Here is a 13,426-nt window from a genome sequence, read left to right on the forward strand (position 1 = left end):
GCCCGCGCCGCCCTCCCCGGCTGGGCCGCGACGCCGCCCGCCGAGCGGGCCGCCCGCCTGGCCGCCCTGCGGGACGTGCTGGTGGCCCGCAAGGACGAGATCGCCGAGACCGTCACCACCGAACTCGGCTCGCCACTCGCCTTCTCCCAGGCGGTCCACGCGGGTGTGCCGATCGCGGTCGCCGGCTCCTACGCCGACCTCGCGGCGACGTACGCCTTCGAGGAGAAGGTCGGCAACTCCACCGTCCACCACGAGCCGGTGGGCGTGGTCGGCGCGATCACCCCCTGGAACTACCCGCTGCACCAGATCGTCGCCAAGGTCGCCCCGGCGCTGGCCGCCGGCTGCACGATCGTCCTCAAGCCCGCCGAGGACACCCCGCTCACCGCCCGGCTCTTCGCCGAGGCGGTCCACGAGGCCGGCGTCCCGGCCGGTGTCTTCAACCTGGTCACCGGCCTCGGCCCGGTCGCCGGACAGGCCCTGGCCGAGCACCCGGACGTCGACCTGGTCTCCTTCACCGGCTCCACGGCCGTCGGCAGGCGGATCGGCGCGACGGCGGGCGCCGCCGTCAAGCGGGTCGCCCTGGAACTGGGCGGCAAGTCCGCCAACGTCATCCTGCCGAGCGCCGACCTCGCCAGGGCCGTCAACGCCGGCGTCGCCAACGTGATGTCCAACTCCGGCCAGACGTGCAGCGCCTGGACCCGGATGCTGGTGCACCGCGACCAGTACGACGAGGCGGTCGAGCTCGCCGCGGCGGCCGCCGCGAAGTACGGCGACCGCATCGGACCGGTGGTGAACGCCAAGCAGCAGGCCCGCGTGCGCGGTTACATCGAGAAGGGCGTGGCCGAGGGCGCCCGCCTGGTCGCCGGCGGCCCCGAATCCCCGCGCGACAAGGGCTACTTCGTCAGCCCCACCGTCTTCGCCGACGTCACCCCCGGCATGACCATCGCCCAGGAGGAGATCTTCGGCCCGGTCCTGTCCGTCCTGCGCTACGACGACGAGGACGACGCCCTGAACATCGCCAACGGCACGGTCTACGGCCTCGCCGGCGCCGTCTGGGCGGGCGACGAGGCGGAGGCGGTCGACTTCGCCCGCCGTATGGACACCGGCCAGGTCGACATCAACGGCGGCCGCTTCAACCCGCTGGCCCCCTTCGGCGGCTACAAGCAGTCAGGCGTCGGCCGCGAACTCGGCGCCCACGGCCTCACCGAGTACCTGCAGACCAAGTCCCTCCAGTTCTAAGGGAGTCACACCTCATGGCCGTACGTGCCGCCGTCCTGCCCGCCATCGGCTCGCCACTGGAGATCACGGAGATCGAGCTGCCGGAGCCCGGCCCCGGGCAGGTCCGCGTCCGGCTCGCCGCCGCCGGGGTCTGCCACTCCGACCTGTCGCTGACCAACGGCACGATGCGGGTTCCGGTGCCGGCCGTGCTCGGCCACGAGGGCGCCGGGACCGTCCTCGCCGTCGGCGAGGGCGTCACCCATGTCGGGCCGGGCGACGCCGTCGTCCTCAACTGGGCGCCCTCCTGCGGAAGTTGCCACGCCTGCTCGCTCGGCGAGGTCTGGCTGTGCGCCAACGCGCTGAACGGCGCCGCCGACATCCACGCCCGCACTGCCGACGGCACCGACCTGCACCCCGGCCTCAACGTCGCCGCCTTCGCCGAGGAGACCGTCGTCGCCGCCTCCTGCGTCCTGCCCCTTCCGGACGGAGTCCCGCTCACCGACGCCGCCCTGCTCGGCTGCGCCGCCCTCACCGGGTACGGCGCCGTCCACCACGCGGCGAAGGTACGGCCGGGGGAGACGGTCGCGGTGTTCGGCGTCGGCGGGGTCGGCCTGGCCACCCTCCAGGCCGCCCGGATCGCGGGCGCGTCGAGGATCGTCGCCGTCGACGTGACCCCTCAGAAGGAGGAGCTGGCCCGCCGCGCGGGCGCCACGGACTACGTCCTCGCCTCCGAGAACACCCCCCGCGAGATCCGCGCCCTCACCGGCAGGCAGGGCGTCGACGTCTCCGTCGAGTGCGTCGGCCGCGCGGCCACCATCCGCGCCGCCTGGGACTCCACCCGCCGCGGCGGCCGTACGACGGTCGTCGGCATCGGCGGCAAGGACCAGCAGGTCACCTTCAACGCCCTGGAGATCTTCCACTGGGGCCGCACCCTGACCGGCTGCGTCTACGGCAACTCCGACCCGGCCCAGGACCTGCCCGCCCTCGCCGGTCACGTCCGCGCCGGCCGCCTGGACCTGACCGCGTTGGTGACGGAGCGGATCGCCCTGGACGGCATCCCGGCGGCCTTCGAGAACATGCTGGCCGGCAAGGGCGGCCGGGCACTGGTGGTGTTCTGACGACAGGCTTTGAGGGCAGGCGGGACCAGCGCCCCGAACAAAATGGGTGCCCGGCTCGTGAGGCTCCCCCAGCCCGGCGGCTGGGGGGTGACCCCGGGCACGCTCCCCCAAGCTCTTCGAGCAGGGGGGACCCCATGGCGCCGCGAGCTGATCGGACTCCCATTTTGTTCGGGGCTCTCAGGACACCCGCTCGGGCCGCGGCTCCACCGCCGCGGCCGGTTCCGCCCCCGGCCGGCGACGCGACCGGGACACCGCGACCCCCGCCAGGCACAGGGCCCCGCCCGCCAGTGTCAGCGGGCCCGGCACCTCGCCCAGGGCCAGCCAGGACATCAGGACGACCAGGGCGGGGACGGCGTACGTCGTCGCGCCCATGCGGCTCGCGGTCGTGCGGGCGAGGGCGTACGCCCAGGTCGTGAAGGCGAGGGCGGTCGGGAAGACGCCGAGGTACACCATGTTGAGCGTGGCCGACAGCGGGGCGTGTGCGGCCTCGTGGACGAGCTGCCCGGCGAAGGGCAGACAGGCCACCGCGCCGACCAGACAGCCGAAGGTCGTGACCTGCAGGACGCTGGCCCGGCTCAGGGCGGGCTTCTGCGCCACGACCCCCGCGGCGTAGGCCAGGGCGGCCAGCAGGCACAGCACCACTCCGAGCAGCGACGAACCGCCCCCGCCCGACATCGACAGGCCCACGGTCACCGCCCCCGTGAACGACACCGCCATGCCCGCCAGCAGCCGCGGCGGCATGGGGTCCCCGAGCAGCCGTGCCCCGAGCAGCGCGATCAGCAGCGGCCCGACGTTGACCACCAGCGCGGCGGTACCGGCGTCCACCTCCTGCTCGCCCCAGTTCAGGGCGACCATGTACAGGCCGAACCACAGCACCCCGGATATCCCGATCCCGCGCCAGGCGGCCCGCGGCGGCCACCCCTCCCGCCGTACGAGACAGATCGCGCCCAGCGTCAGCGCCCCCGCCAGCAGCCGCCCGAGCGCCAGCGCGCCCGGCGAGTACACGGCACCCGCGCTGCGGATGGAGACGAAGGCGGAGGCCCACAGCACCACGGTGACGGTGGCGGCGCCGGCGGCCAGACGGGCCGGGGAGACGTTCATCATGTTTCCAGAGGTTAGGTGGGACGGGTACGGCACGGCTCGCGGGTTTCCGACACCAGGATCCGGCTCAGCGCAGCGCCCCCGCCTCGATCCCCAGCAGGTCCGACAGGGCCCGCTCACCCGTCGCCGTGACCTTCACCGCCCGCTCCGAGCCGATGCGTACGCACCAGCCCGCGTCGAGCGCGTGCCGGCACAGGGCCGCGCCGGCGACCCCCGCGAGGTGCGGCCGCCGTTCCGTCCAGTCGAGGCAGGCCCGGGCCAACGGGCGCCGGCCCGTGCGGTCCAGGCCGATGCCCACCGTGCCGAACCAGGTCAGCCCCGCGTCCGTGAGCGCGAAACCGGTGTCCTGCCGCAGCAGTCCCCGCACGGTCAGCGCGTCCGTCACCGCGATGCCCAGCCGCCCCGCGAGATGGTCGTAGCAGGTGCGGCCGCGGGCCATCGCCGAGCCCGCGCTCGCCTCCCGCAGAGTGCGTGGCCGGTGCGCGACCTCCGGGGCGACCTGGGCGGCCAGGTCCTCCACGAGCTGGGCGACCCGCGCGTCGGCCAGGCGTACGTACCGGTGCCGCCCCTGCCGTTCCTCCGTCAGCAGTCCGCCCGTGACGAGCTTGCCCAGGTGCTCGCTGAGCGTGGACGCGGCGACGCCCGCGTGCCGGGCCAGTTCCCCGGCCGTCCACGCCCGCCCGTCGAGCAGCGCCAGCAGACACGCGGCGCGGGTCTCGTCGGCGATCAGCCCGGCGAGCGAGGCCAGGCAGGCGGCCCGGGGGTCCTTGGTGGTCATGCACCCAAGCGTGCGGCACGCACGGTTCGGCGGTCACCGAAGTGTGGCTATGCGGTCCGCCCCACCTGCTCGTACTGCCGTACCAACCCGTCCAGCAGCGCCGTCAGCCCCGTCTCGAAGGCCCGCTCGTCGATCTTCTCCTGCTGCTCGGCCAGCAGATGGGCCTGCCCGAGGTGCGGGTAGTCGGCGGGGTCGTAGGCGCCGGCGTCGTCGACGAAGCCGGCGGCGAAGGAGCCGAGCGCGGAGCCCATGATGAAGTACCGCATCAGCGCGCCGATGGAGGTGGCCTGCGCCGGCGGCCAGCCCGCGTCGACCATCGCGCCGTACACCGCGTCGGCCAGCCGCAGCGCGGCCGGGCGGCGGCCGGGGCCGCGGGCGAGGACCGGGACGATGTTCGGGTGGTCGCGCAGGGCGGCCCGGTAGGACAAGGCCCAGTCGTGCAGTGCGGTACGCCAGTCCCGGCCGTCCTCGAACATCGACAGGTCGACCTGGGCGCTCACGGAGTCGGCCACCGCCTCCAGGATCTCGTCCTTGGTGCGGAAGTGGTTGTAGAGCGAGGGGCCGCTCACCCCCAGCTCGGCGGCGAGTCGGCGCGTGGAGACGGCCGCGAGGCCCTCCGCGTCCACGAGTTCCCGTGCCGCCGCGACGATGCGGTCGGTGCTGAGGAGGGGCTTGCGCGGTCGGGCCATGGCGCACATAGTAGGGCTGCGACATTAAACTAGCAGTGCTAACTCAAAGGTACGGCTCTCGACGTCCGTCACATCTGGGGTGATCCGCATGAACCTCGAACTCACCGAGGAGCAGACCGCAGTCCGCCGGCTCGCCCGGGACTTCGTCGAGCGCGAGATCGCCCCGAACGCCGTCGCCTGGGACCGCGCGGAGGAGGTCGACCGGGGCATCGTGAAGAAGCTCGGCGAGGTCGGCTTCCTCGGGCTCACCCTCGACGAGGAGTACGGCGGCTCGGGCGGCGACCACCTCGCCTACTGCCTGGTCACCGAGGAACTCGGCCGCGGTGACTCCTCCGTGCGCGGCATCGTGTCCGTCTCGCTCGGCCTGGTCGCCAAGACGATCGCCGCCTGGGGCGACGAGGAGCACAAGCGGCGCTGGCTGCCCGGCCTGACCTCCGGCGAGTACGTCGGCTGCTTCGGCCTGACCGAGCCCGGCACCGGCTCCGACGCGGGCAGCCTCACCACCAGGGCCGTGCGCGACGGCGACGACTACGTCATCAACGGCACCAAGATGTTCATCACCAACGGCACCTGGGCCGACGTCGTCCTGCTCTTCGCCCGCTCCACCGACGCCCCCGGCCACAAGGGCGTCTCCGCCTTCCTCGTCCCCACCGACACCCCCGGTCTGACCCGCCGCGCCCTCCACGGCAAGCTGGGCCTGCGCGGTCAGGCCACCGCCGAGCTGGTTTTCGAGGACGTGCGCGTCCCGGCCTCCGCGATGCTCGCCGAGGAGGGCAAGGGCTTCTCCGTCGCCATGTCCGCCCTCGCCAAGGGCCGGATGTCGGTGGCGGCCGGCTGCGTCGGCATAGCCCGGGCCGCACTGGACGCGGCCGTGCGCCACGCCGGCGAGCGCGAGCAGTTCGGCAGGACCATCGCCCACCACCAGCTCGTCCAGGAGCTGCTCAGCGACATCGCCGTCGACGTGGACGCCGCCCGCCTGCTGACCTGGCGCGTCGCCGACCTCGTCGACCGCGGTCTGCCCTTCGCGGTGGAGTCCTCCAAGGCCAAGCTGTTCGCCTCGGAGGCCGCCGTGCGCGCCGCGAACAACGCCCTGCAGGTCTTCGGCGGTTACGGCTACATCGACGAGTACCCGGTGGGCAAGCTGCTGCGCGACGCCCGCGTGATGACCCTCTACGAGGGCACGAGCCAGATCCAGAAGCTGGTCATCGGGCGGGCGCTGACGGGGGTTTCGGCGTTCTGAGGACCGTTGGGGCCGTTTCCGGGGGCCGGCCCCTGTGAGTCTCTGAGTATGTGAACTGAGTATCCCGGCGGATGTGGCGGCGGACACGTCCGCCGATGCTTGCCGGTATGAGCGACACACCCGTCAAGCAGCAGAACACGGCCGCCTACTACGGCCAGGCCGTCGCCTCCTTCGCGATCGCCATGGCGGCCACCGCCATCGGCGTCTTCAGACTGAACGCCGACGCCTGGGTACGGGCCTTCCTGGCCATCGCCGTCCTGTACCTCGTCACCTCCGCCTTCACTCTGGCCAAGGTCGTCAGGGACCGCCAGGAGGCCGGACAGATCGTCAGCCGGGTCGACCAGGCCCGGCTGGAGAAACTCCTCGCCGAACACGACCCCTTCCAGAAACTGTGATCCGGGCACGCCACTCCACCGACCCCGGCGCGCTAAGCGGGCGCTCATCCTCGGCGGTATGGTGGACCCCTTGACGCAGAGAGGGGCAAGCGAGCGATGAGTGCGGCGGAGGAGACGGCCTGCGGCGACCCACAGCCGTGGGCCGAGGTCACCCCGGACGCGGCCCGGCGGCTGCTCGTGGCCGCCGTGGAGGCCTTCGCCGAGCGGGGCTACCACGCGACGACGACCCGTGACATCGCCGGCCGGGCCGGCATGAGCCCGGCCGCGCTCTACATCCACTACAAGACCAAGGAAGAGCTGCTCCACCGCATCAGCCGGATCGGCCACGAGAAGGCGCTGGAGATCCTGCGCACGGCCGCCCGGCGCGAGGGCAGCGCGACCGAGCGGCTCGCCGACGCCGTGAGTTCCTTCGTCCGCTGGCACGCCGGGGGGCGCACCACCGCGCGGGTCGTCCAGTACGAGCTGGACTCGCTCGGCCCGGACGCCCGCGCGGAGATCCTCGCGCTGCGCCGCCGGGTCGACGCCGAGGTCCGCGGACTCATCGAGGAGGGCGTGGCCTCGGGCGAGTTCGACGTACTGGACGTCCAGGGCACCGCGCTGGCCGTGCTGTCCCTGTGCATCGACGTCGCCCGCTGGTTCAACGTCGACGGCCCCCGCACCCCGGAGGAGGTCGGCGAGCTCTACGCCGGCCTGGTGCTGCGGATGGTCGGGGCGAAGCGGGCCGGCCCCGCTCAGAGGTAGTACCGCACCACCGACTCCGCCACGCACACCGGCTTGTCGCCGCCCTCGCGCTCCACGGTGAAGGCGACGGTCGCCTGCACCCCGCCCGGCACGTCGTCCACGCCGGTGATCACGGCGGTGGAGCGCAGCCGTGAGCCGACCGGCACGGGGGCGGGGAAACGGACCTTGTTGGTGCCGTAGTTGACACCCATCCTCACGCCCTCGACCTTGATCAGCTGCGGCCCGAACAGCGGGAGCAGCGACAGGGTGAGATAGCCGTGGGCGATGGTCGTGCCGAAGGGGCCCGCGGCGGCCTTCTCCGGGTCCACGTGGATCCACTGGTGGTCGCCGGTCGCCTCCGCGAACAGGTCGATCCGCTTCTGGTCGATGTCCAGCCAGTCGGTGTACCCCAGCTGTTCGCCCACCGCCGCCTTCAGCTCCCCGGCGGACGTGAAGATCCTCGGCTCTGCCATGTGCCCGGCCTCCCGCATCACACATCATGTCTAAGCAACTGCTTAGCATGGTCGGGCGGGAGCCCCCTGTCAACGGACCGGACGCGTGGCGCGGTGGGTAGGCTCTCACGGGTGCCCCAGATCCCCGAGAAGATCCACGAGCTGACCGTCGGCCAGGTGTCCGCGCGCAGCGGCGCGGCCGTCTCCGCCCTGCACTTCTACGAGTCCAAGGGCCTGATCAGCAGCCGCCGCACGGCGGGCAACCAGCGACGCTACTCCCGCGACACACTGCGCCGGGTCGCCTTCGTCCGGGCCGCGCAGCGCGTCGGCATCCCGCTCGCCACGATCCGCGAGGCACTCGCCGAACTCCCCGAGGAACGCACCCCCACCCGGGAGGACTGGGCCCGCCTCTCCGCGGCCTGGCGCTCCGAGCTGGACGAGCGCATCAAGCAGCTCAACCGCCTCCGCGACCACCTCACCGACTGCATCGGCTGCGGCTGCCTGTCCCTGGACACCTGTGTGCTGTCCAACCCGGACGACATCTTCGGCGAACGCCTGACGGGCTCGCGCCTGATGGTGGAGCACAGGAGCGGGACCACTCCCGCGTGACCGCGGGCGTGCCGACCCGCCCGCCCGCGTCGACTTCCCGGCCCGCCCCGCGAGACGAGTTGGTCCGCCGGACAGACCCCGGTCCTGACGCGCCGGCGGTCCCCCGGCCGCCGGGCGGGTGTCGGAGGCGCCCCGTTGCCCGTCCGGCAGGACCGGCGCGCCCCCGTCGTGCTCAGGCGGACACCAGCAGTTGCCCCCGCCTGGCGTACGCCAGGGCCTCGGGAGTGAGGACCGGGCGCGGCACCAGGATTCCGCATTCCACACAGACCGGGCCGGACGACGGTTCGTGATCCAGGTCGTACGTCCAGACCAGCCGCTCCCCGCCGCACACCGGACACGCCGCGTCCGGTTCGCGCTCCAGTGCGGCGATCAGCCGGCGCAGCACCTCGGCCAGCGGCTCCCGCGGGTGCACCCGCGGGTCGTCGCACCAGGCCACCCCGAAGCCGCCCCAGGTCAGCCGGTGCCAGTCGTCCACGCTGCCGGGCCTGCGCAGCCCGTCGTGCTTCTCCTTCTTACGGCGCCTGGCGAACTCGACCTCGTAGTCGAGCCACACCGAACGCGCCTCCTCCAGCTCCTCCAGTGCGGCCACGAGCCGCACCGGGTCGGGAGACCTGTCCTCGGGGTCGAACCCCGCCCTGGAGCACAGATGGTCCCAGGTCGCCCTGTGCCCGTACGGAGCGAACCGCTCCAGGCACTTGCGCAGTGAGTAGCGCCGCAGCGCCAGATCGCACCGCGGATCCCTCACCTGTCTCGCCAGACTTCGGAAACCGGCCATTGCTCTGCACCTCCGTCACACCTGCACCTGTACTTCGGTCACTGCGGCGTCGTCGTACGGAGTCGTCGCACCGACGTTGCCGAATGGACGTGCCGCCACCCGATCCGGCTCCATCGGTTTTCCGATGCCCTCCATAACGCCGCCCTGGTTGACCTCCACCAGGCGCCTCCAAAAGTGACGCACGTTCATCTTCCCACTCGGGGATACCGGCGGTAACGTCCCGCTCCCCACCCCGTCGGGAGGAGCTGCCATGCCACGGCGCACCCCACACATCGCACTCGACAGACTGAGAACTCCCCGCAGATTCCACGGGTTCCTGAAGGCCGCATCCGTATGCGTCCTCATTGCCGGTCTTTTGTCTCCGCTTTCCCAAGCGGCGGCAGCCGGGGCGACCACGAAGGCCGCCGAAGGGACGGCCGCCGGAGCGACGGCCGCGAACGACTACTGCGGCGGCCGGTGCTCCGACATCCTGCCGCCCGGCCAGAACGGCAACGCCACCCTCGCCCAGATCCTCCTCAACCAGGCCTTCGGCACCCAGCCCAGCCACGCCGCGGACCAGCTCGGCCCGTACGCCGACCTGGCCAAGGGCTACCCGGCGCTCACCGAAGCCAAGATCAACTCCTTCTTCAACGACGCCTCGTTCGGCGTCCCCGCCGGCCAGGTCGCCTCCACCGTGCGGCCCGCGGGCCGCAGCGACGTGACCATCGTCCGCGACAAGAAGACCGGAGTGCCGCACATCACGGGCACCACCCGCTACGGCACCGAGTTCGGCGCCGGGTACGCCGCCGCCGAGGACCGGCTGTGGCTCATGGACGTCTTCCGGCACGTCGGCCGCGGGCAGCTGACCTCCTTCGCCGGCGGCGCGCCCGCCAACCAGGGCCTTGAACAGGAGTTCTGGCGCAACGCGCCGTACACCGAGGCCGATCTCCAGGCGCAGATCGACAACGCCGTGGCGCAGGGCGGTGCCCGTGGGCAGCAGGTCCTCGCCGACGTCAACGCCTACATCGACGGCATCAACGCCTACATCGACGCCTCCGACTCCGGCCGCTACTTCCCCGGCGAGTACGTCCTGACCGGCCACAAGGACTCGATCACCAACGCCGGCACCATCGAGCACTTCAAGGTCACCGACCTGGTAGCCCTCGGCTCCGTGGTCGGCGCCCTGTTCGGCTCCGGCGGGGGCGGGGAGGTCAACAACGCGCTGTCCCTGCTGGCCGCCCAGTCCAAGTTCGGCGTCGAGGAGGGCACCCGGGTCTGGGAGTCCTTCCGCGAGCGCAACGACCCCGAGGCCGTCCTCACCCTGCACGACGGCAAGAGCTATCCGTACGCCGTCAAGCCCGACGACCCCCGCGGCGGGGCCCTGCCGGACGCCGGCTCGGTGATCCAGGAGCCGCTGATCCACAACCGGACCGGCAGCGCGGCGACCGCCGCCGCGAGGAGCGCCTCCACCACGGCGGCGAAGAGCGCCCTGTCCTCCGCCCGCCGCGGCATGTCCAACGCGCTCGTCGTCAGCGGCAAGCACACCGCGAGCGGCCACCCGGTCGCCGTCTTCGGCCCGCAGACCGGCTACTTCGCGCCCCAGCTGCTCATGCTCCAGGAGATCCAGGGCCCGGGCCTCAGCGCCCGCGGAGCCTCCTTCGCCGGCCTGAGCATGTACGTCGAACTCGGCCGCGGCCAGGACTACTCGTGGAGCGCCACGACCTCCGGCCAGGACATCATCGACACCTACGCCGTCGAGCTGTGCCAGGACGACCACCACTACCTGTACCGCGGCACCTGCACGGCCATGGAGAAGGTCGAGCGGACCAACTCCTGGAAGCCCACCGTCGCCGACCCCACCGCGGCCGGCTCCTACACCATGCGTGTGTGGCGCACCAAGTACGGTCCCGTCGAGTACCGCGCCACCGTCGGCGGGAAGAAGGTCGCCTACACCACCCTGCGCTCCTCCTTCCTGCACGAGGCCGACTCGATCATCGGCTTCCAGATGCTCAACGACCCCGACTTCGTCAAGGGCCCGGAGGACTTCCAGAAAGCCACGCAGCACATCAACTACACGTTCAACTGGTTCTACGCCGACTCGGAGCACACCGCGTACTACAACAGCGGCGACAACCCGGTGCGGGCGAGCGGCGTGGACGCGGAGTTCCCGGTGTGGGCCCGGCCGGCGTACGAGTGGCGGAACTGGGACGCGGCGACCAACACCGCCGACTACACCCCGCCCTCCGCGCACCCGAACTCCGTCGACCAGGACTACTACATCTCCTGGAACAACAAGCTGGCCCCGGACTACACCTCCGGCTCCTGGGGCGACGGCTCCGTGCACCGCGGCAACCTGCTGGAGGACCGGGTGAGGAAGCTGGTCGCGGCCGGCGGGGTCACCCGCGCCTCGCTGGTGAAGGCGATGGCGGACGCGGCCCTGGCGGACCTCAGGGCAGAGGACGTGCTGCCCGGGCTGCTGAAGGTGATCAACAGCTCGCCGGTCACCGACCCGACGGCCGCGGCGGCCGTGAGCAAGCTGCAGACCTGGCTGGCCGCGGGCGCCCTGCGCACCGAGACCTCGGCCGGCGCCAGGAAGTACGCGAACGCCGACGCCATCAGGATCCTGGACGCCTGGTGGCCGCTGCTGGTGAAGGCCGAGTTCGAGCCGGGCCTCGGCAGCGACCTCTACACCGCCTTCACCGCCAACCTGCCGATCGACGAGGCGCCGTCCGCCGGGCACGGCCCGACCGGCTCGCACGCCGGAAGCTCCTTCCAGTACGGCTGGTGGAGCCATGTCGACAAGGACATCCGGGCGGTGCTCGGCGAGCCCGTCCGGGGCCCGCTCGCACGGAAGTTCTGCGGCGACGGCGACCTCGGCGCCTGCCGGGACGTCCTGATCGGCACCCTGAGGCAGGCGGCCGGGACGCCCGCGGCGCAGGTCTACCCCGGCGACGACCAGTGCTCGGCGGGCGACCAGTGGTGCGCCGACTCGATCGTCCAGCGCACCCTGGGCGGCATCAAGCACGGCAGGATCAGCTGGCAGAACCGGCCCACCTACCAGCAGGTCGTGGAGTACACCGGTCACCGGTAGACCGGACGGTGGCGGGCCGCGCCGGCGGACGCGGCCCGCCACGTGCCGAAGACCGGGCCGAAGCGGGAGCTGACCGTGCGTCACGGCTCAGCCGTAGAGGAGATACTCCTTCCGTACTCTCCGGAACGCGGCCAGCTCCTGCCGCCAGCCGGCCACCACCTCGTCGGTGGTCGCCCCGGCGTCGATCATCGTGCGCACCCGGGCGGAGCCGGTGAGCTTGTCGATCCAGTCGTCCGAGCGCCAGGCGAAGCCGCTCCAGACCCGCTTGGCGGTCACCAGCAGCGCGATCCCGGTCCGCACGGGGTCGTAGGCGGCCCGGTCGTGCACATGGATCTGCACCCCGCCGACCGTCGTGCCCTGGAACTTGGAGAAGGTGGGCGCGAAGTACGCCTCCCTGAAGTGCACGCCCGGCAGGCGCAGGGCGTTCGCCGCGGCCGCCCAGCGTCCGTCGACGCCCTCCGCGCCGAGCAGTTCGAAGGGGCGGGTGGTGCCGCGGCCCTCCGACAGGTTCGTGCCCTCGAACAGACACGTCCCCGAGTACACCAGGGCGGTGTCGGGGGTCGGCATGTTCGGGCTCGGCGGCACCCAGGGCAGCCCGGAGGCGTCGTAGAAGTGCGACCGCTTCCAGCCGGTCATCGACACGGTCTCCAGCTCCACCGGTGCGGCCAGGAACTCCCCGTTGAACAGCCGCGCCAGCTCGGCGACCGTCATGCCGTGCGCCTGGGAGACAGGCTGCCGTCCGACGAAGGTCGCGAACTCCGGGTGCAGTACGGGCCCCAGGGCCTCGCGCCCGGTCATCGGGTTGGGCCGGTCGAGCACCACGAACCGCTTGCCGGCCAGCGCGGCGGCCTCCATGCAGTCGTACAGGGTCCAGATGTAGGTGTAGAAGCGGGCACCCACGTCCTGGATGTCGAAGACGACCGTGTCCACGCCGGAGGCGGTGAAGACGTCGGCGAGCGGCCGGCCGCTCTTGAGGTACGTGTCGTACACCGGCAGCCCGGTGGCCGGGTCGTCGTGGCGGCCCTCGGAGCCGCCCGCCTGCGCGGTGCCGCGGAAGCCGTGCTCGGGGCCGAAGACGGCGACCAGGTTCACCCGGCGGTCGGCATGCATGACGTCCACGATGTGCCGGGCGTCCCGGGTGACGCCGGTCGGGTTGGTGACGATCCCGACCCGCTGCCCGCGCAGCGGCGCGTAGCCGCCGGCGGCCAGACGCTCGAAGCCGGTCCGTGCCTGCCCGCGGCGCCCGGCCGCGGCCGCGGCC

At 72.4% G+C, this 13,426-nt stretch carries 14 protein-coding genes; 7 read left to right on the forward strand and 7 right to left on the reverse strand.

Annotation, left to right across the window (positions count from 1 at the left end; all coding sequences use genetic code 11):
- Positions 1–1,239 (forward strand): aldehyde dehydrogenase family protein (locus DEP02_RS11540; protein WP_112467247.1); only part of this gene is annotated, 1,239 nt, incomplete at its 5' end.
- A 14-nt stretch (positions 1,240–1,253) separates the two neighbouring features.
- Entirely contained in the window at positions 1,254–2,336 is a 1,083-nt protein-coding gene (locus DEP02_RS11545) for a Zn-dependent alcohol dehydrogenase (protein ID WP_112467248.1), read from the forward strand.
- Positions 2,337–2,513: 177 nt separating this feature from the next.
- Here DEP02_RS11545 and DEP02_RS11550 read toward each other — a convergent pair whose 3' ends face one another.
- The 3 genes from DEP02_RS11550 to DEP02_RS11560 form a co-directional block, all read right to left on the reverse strand.
- Entirely contained in the window at positions 2,514–3,440 is a 927-nt protein-coding gene (locus tag DEP02_RS11550; RefSeq protein WP_112467249.1) for a DMT family transporter, read from the reverse strand.
- A 64-nt stretch (positions 3,441–3,504) separates the two neighbouring features.
- On the reverse strand, positions 3,505–4,215 hold the full coding sequence (locus tag DEP02_RS11555; protein ID WP_112467250.1) for an ArsR/SmtB family transcription factor: 711 nt from the start codon (positions 4,213–4,215) through the stop codon (positions 3,505–3,507).
- Between the two features lie 47 nt (positions 4,216–4,262).
- Positions 4,263–4,904: a TetR/AcrR family transcriptional regulator gene (locus DEP02_RS11560; RefSeq protein WP_112467256.1), complete on the reverse strand. Its 642-nt coding sequence runs from the start codon at positions 4,902–4,904 to the stop codon at positions 4,263–4,265.
- Positions 4,905–4,992: 88 nt separating this feature from the next.
- Here DEP02_RS11560 and DEP02_RS11565 point away from each other — a divergent pair, with 88 nt between their 5' ends.
- From DEP02_RS11565 to DEP02_RS11575, 3 genes are all read left to right on the forward strand, one after another.
- Entirely contained in the window at positions 4,993–6,144 is a 1,152-nt protein-coding gene (locus DEP02_RS11565) for an acyl-CoA dehydrogenase family protein (protein ID WP_112467257.1), read from the forward strand.
- A 107-nt stretch (positions 6,145–6,251) separates the two neighbouring features.
- Positions 6,252–6,539, forward strand: coding sequence for a YiaA/YiaB family inner membrane protein (locus DEP02_RS11570; protein ID WP_112467251.1), 288 nt, complete (start codon positions 6,252–6,254; stop codon positions 6,537–6,539).
- A gap of 96 nt (positions 6,540–6,635) precedes the next feature.
- On the forward strand, positions 6,636–7,280 hold the full coding sequence (locus DEP02_RS11575) for a TetR/AcrR family transcriptional regulator (RefSeq protein WP_112467252.1): 645 nt from the start codon (positions 6,636–6,638) through the stop codon (positions 7,278–7,280).
- Here the strand turns inward: DEP02_RS11575 and DEP02_RS11580 are convergent.
- Positions 7,271–7,732: a MaoC family dehydratase gene (locus DEP02_RS11580; protein ID WP_112467258.1), complete on the reverse strand. Its 462-nt coding sequence runs from the start codon at positions 7,730–7,732 to the stop codon at positions 7,271–7,273. The two genes, DEP02_RS11575 and DEP02_RS11580, sit on opposite strands and share 10 nt — an antisense overlap.
- Before the next feature lie 111 nt (positions 7,733–7,843).
- Here DEP02_RS11580 and soxR point away from each other — a divergent pair, with 111 nt between their 5' ends.
- On the forward strand, positions 7,844–8,320 hold the full coding sequence (soxR, locus tag DEP02_RS11585) for a redox-sensitive transcriptional activator SoxR (protein ID WP_112467253.1): 477 nt from the start codon (positions 7,844–7,846) through the stop codon (positions 8,318–8,320).
- A 172-nt stretch (positions 8,321–8,492) separates the two neighbouring features.
- Here the strand turns inward: soxR and DEP02_RS11590 are convergent, their stop codons facing one another.
- A complete protein-coding gene (locus DEP02_RS11590; protein ID WP_112467254.1) occupies positions 8,493–9,095 on the reverse strand; it encodes a hypothetical protein in 603 nt (200 codons plus the stop codon).
- 15 nt (positions 9,096–9,110) lie between these two features.
- Positions 9,111–9,254, reverse strand: coding sequence for a hypothetical protein (locus DEP02_RS33380; protein ID WP_157977421.1), 144 nt, complete (start codon positions 9,252–9,254; stop codon positions 9,111–9,113).
- 91 nt (positions 9,255–9,345) lie between these two features.
- Here DEP02_RS33380 and DEP02_RS11595 point away from each other — a divergent pair, with 91 nt between their 5' ends.
- Positions 9,346–12,165 carry a penicillin acylase family protein gene (locus tag DEP02_RS11595; RefSeq protein WP_112467255.1) on the forward strand — a complete coding sequence of 940 codons (2,820 nt, stop codon included), beginning with the start codon at positions 9,346–9,348 and terminating at the stop codon, positions 12,163–12,165.
- 87 nt (positions 12,166–12,252) lie between these two features.
- On the opposite strand, the gene DEP02_RS11600 is transcribed toward DEP02_RS11595, so the two are convergent.
- On the reverse strand, positions 12,253–13,426 hold a 1,174-nt coding region (locus DEP02_RS11600), incomplete at its 5' end, for an exo-beta-N-acetylmuramidase NamZ family protein (protein WP_438947751.1).

This window comes from Streptomyces triticisoli, from assembly GCF_003270085.1.
GTDB classification, from domain to species: Bacteria; Actinomycetota; Actinomycetes; order Streptomycetales; family Streptomycetaceae; genus Streptomyces; species Streptomyces triticisoli.

Bases quoted from the DNA above. Each gene is read 5' to 3' on its own strand.
- DEP02_RS11565 (WP_112467257.1), top strand. From the start codon at position 4,993: ATGAACCTCGAACTCACCGAGGAGCAGACCGCAGTCCGCCGGCTCGCC.
- DEP02_RS11595 (WP_112467255.1), top strand. From the start codon at position 9,346: ATGCCACGGCGCACCCCACACATCGCACTCGACAGACTGAGAACTCCC.
- DEP02_RS11590 (WP_112467254.1), bottom strand. From the start codon at position 9,095: ATGGCCGGTTTCCGAAGTCTGGCGAGACAGGTGAGGGATCCGCGGTGC.
- DEP02_RS11545 (WP_112467248.1), top strand. From the start codon at position 1,254: ATGGCCGTACGTGCCGCCGTCCTGCCCGCCATCGGCTCGCCACTGGAG.
- DEP02_RS11575 (WP_112467252.1), top strand. From the start codon at position 6,636: ATGAGTGCGGCGGAGGAGACGGCCTGCGGCGACCCACAGCCGTGGGCC.
- DEP02_RS11560 (WP_112467256.1), bottom strand. From the start codon at position 4,904: ATGGCCCGACCGCGCAAGCCCCTCCTCAGCACCGACCGCATCGTCGCG.
- DEP02_RS11570 (WP_112467251.1), top strand. From the start codon at position 6,252: ATGAGCGACACACCCGTCAAGCAGCAGAACACGGCCGCCTACTACGGC.
- DEP02_RS11555 (WP_112467250.1), bottom strand. From the start codon at position 4,215: ATGACCACCAAGGACCCCCGGGCCGCCTGCCTGGCCTCGCTCGCCGGG.
- DEP02_RS11550 (WP_112467249.1), bottom strand. From the start codon at position 3,440: ATGATGAACGTCTCCCCGGCCCGTCTGGCCGCCGGCGCCGCCACCGTC.
- DEP02_RS11580 (WP_112467258.1), bottom strand. From the start codon at position 7,732: ATGGCAGAGCCGAGGATCTTCACGTCCGCCGGGGAGCTGAAGGCGGCG.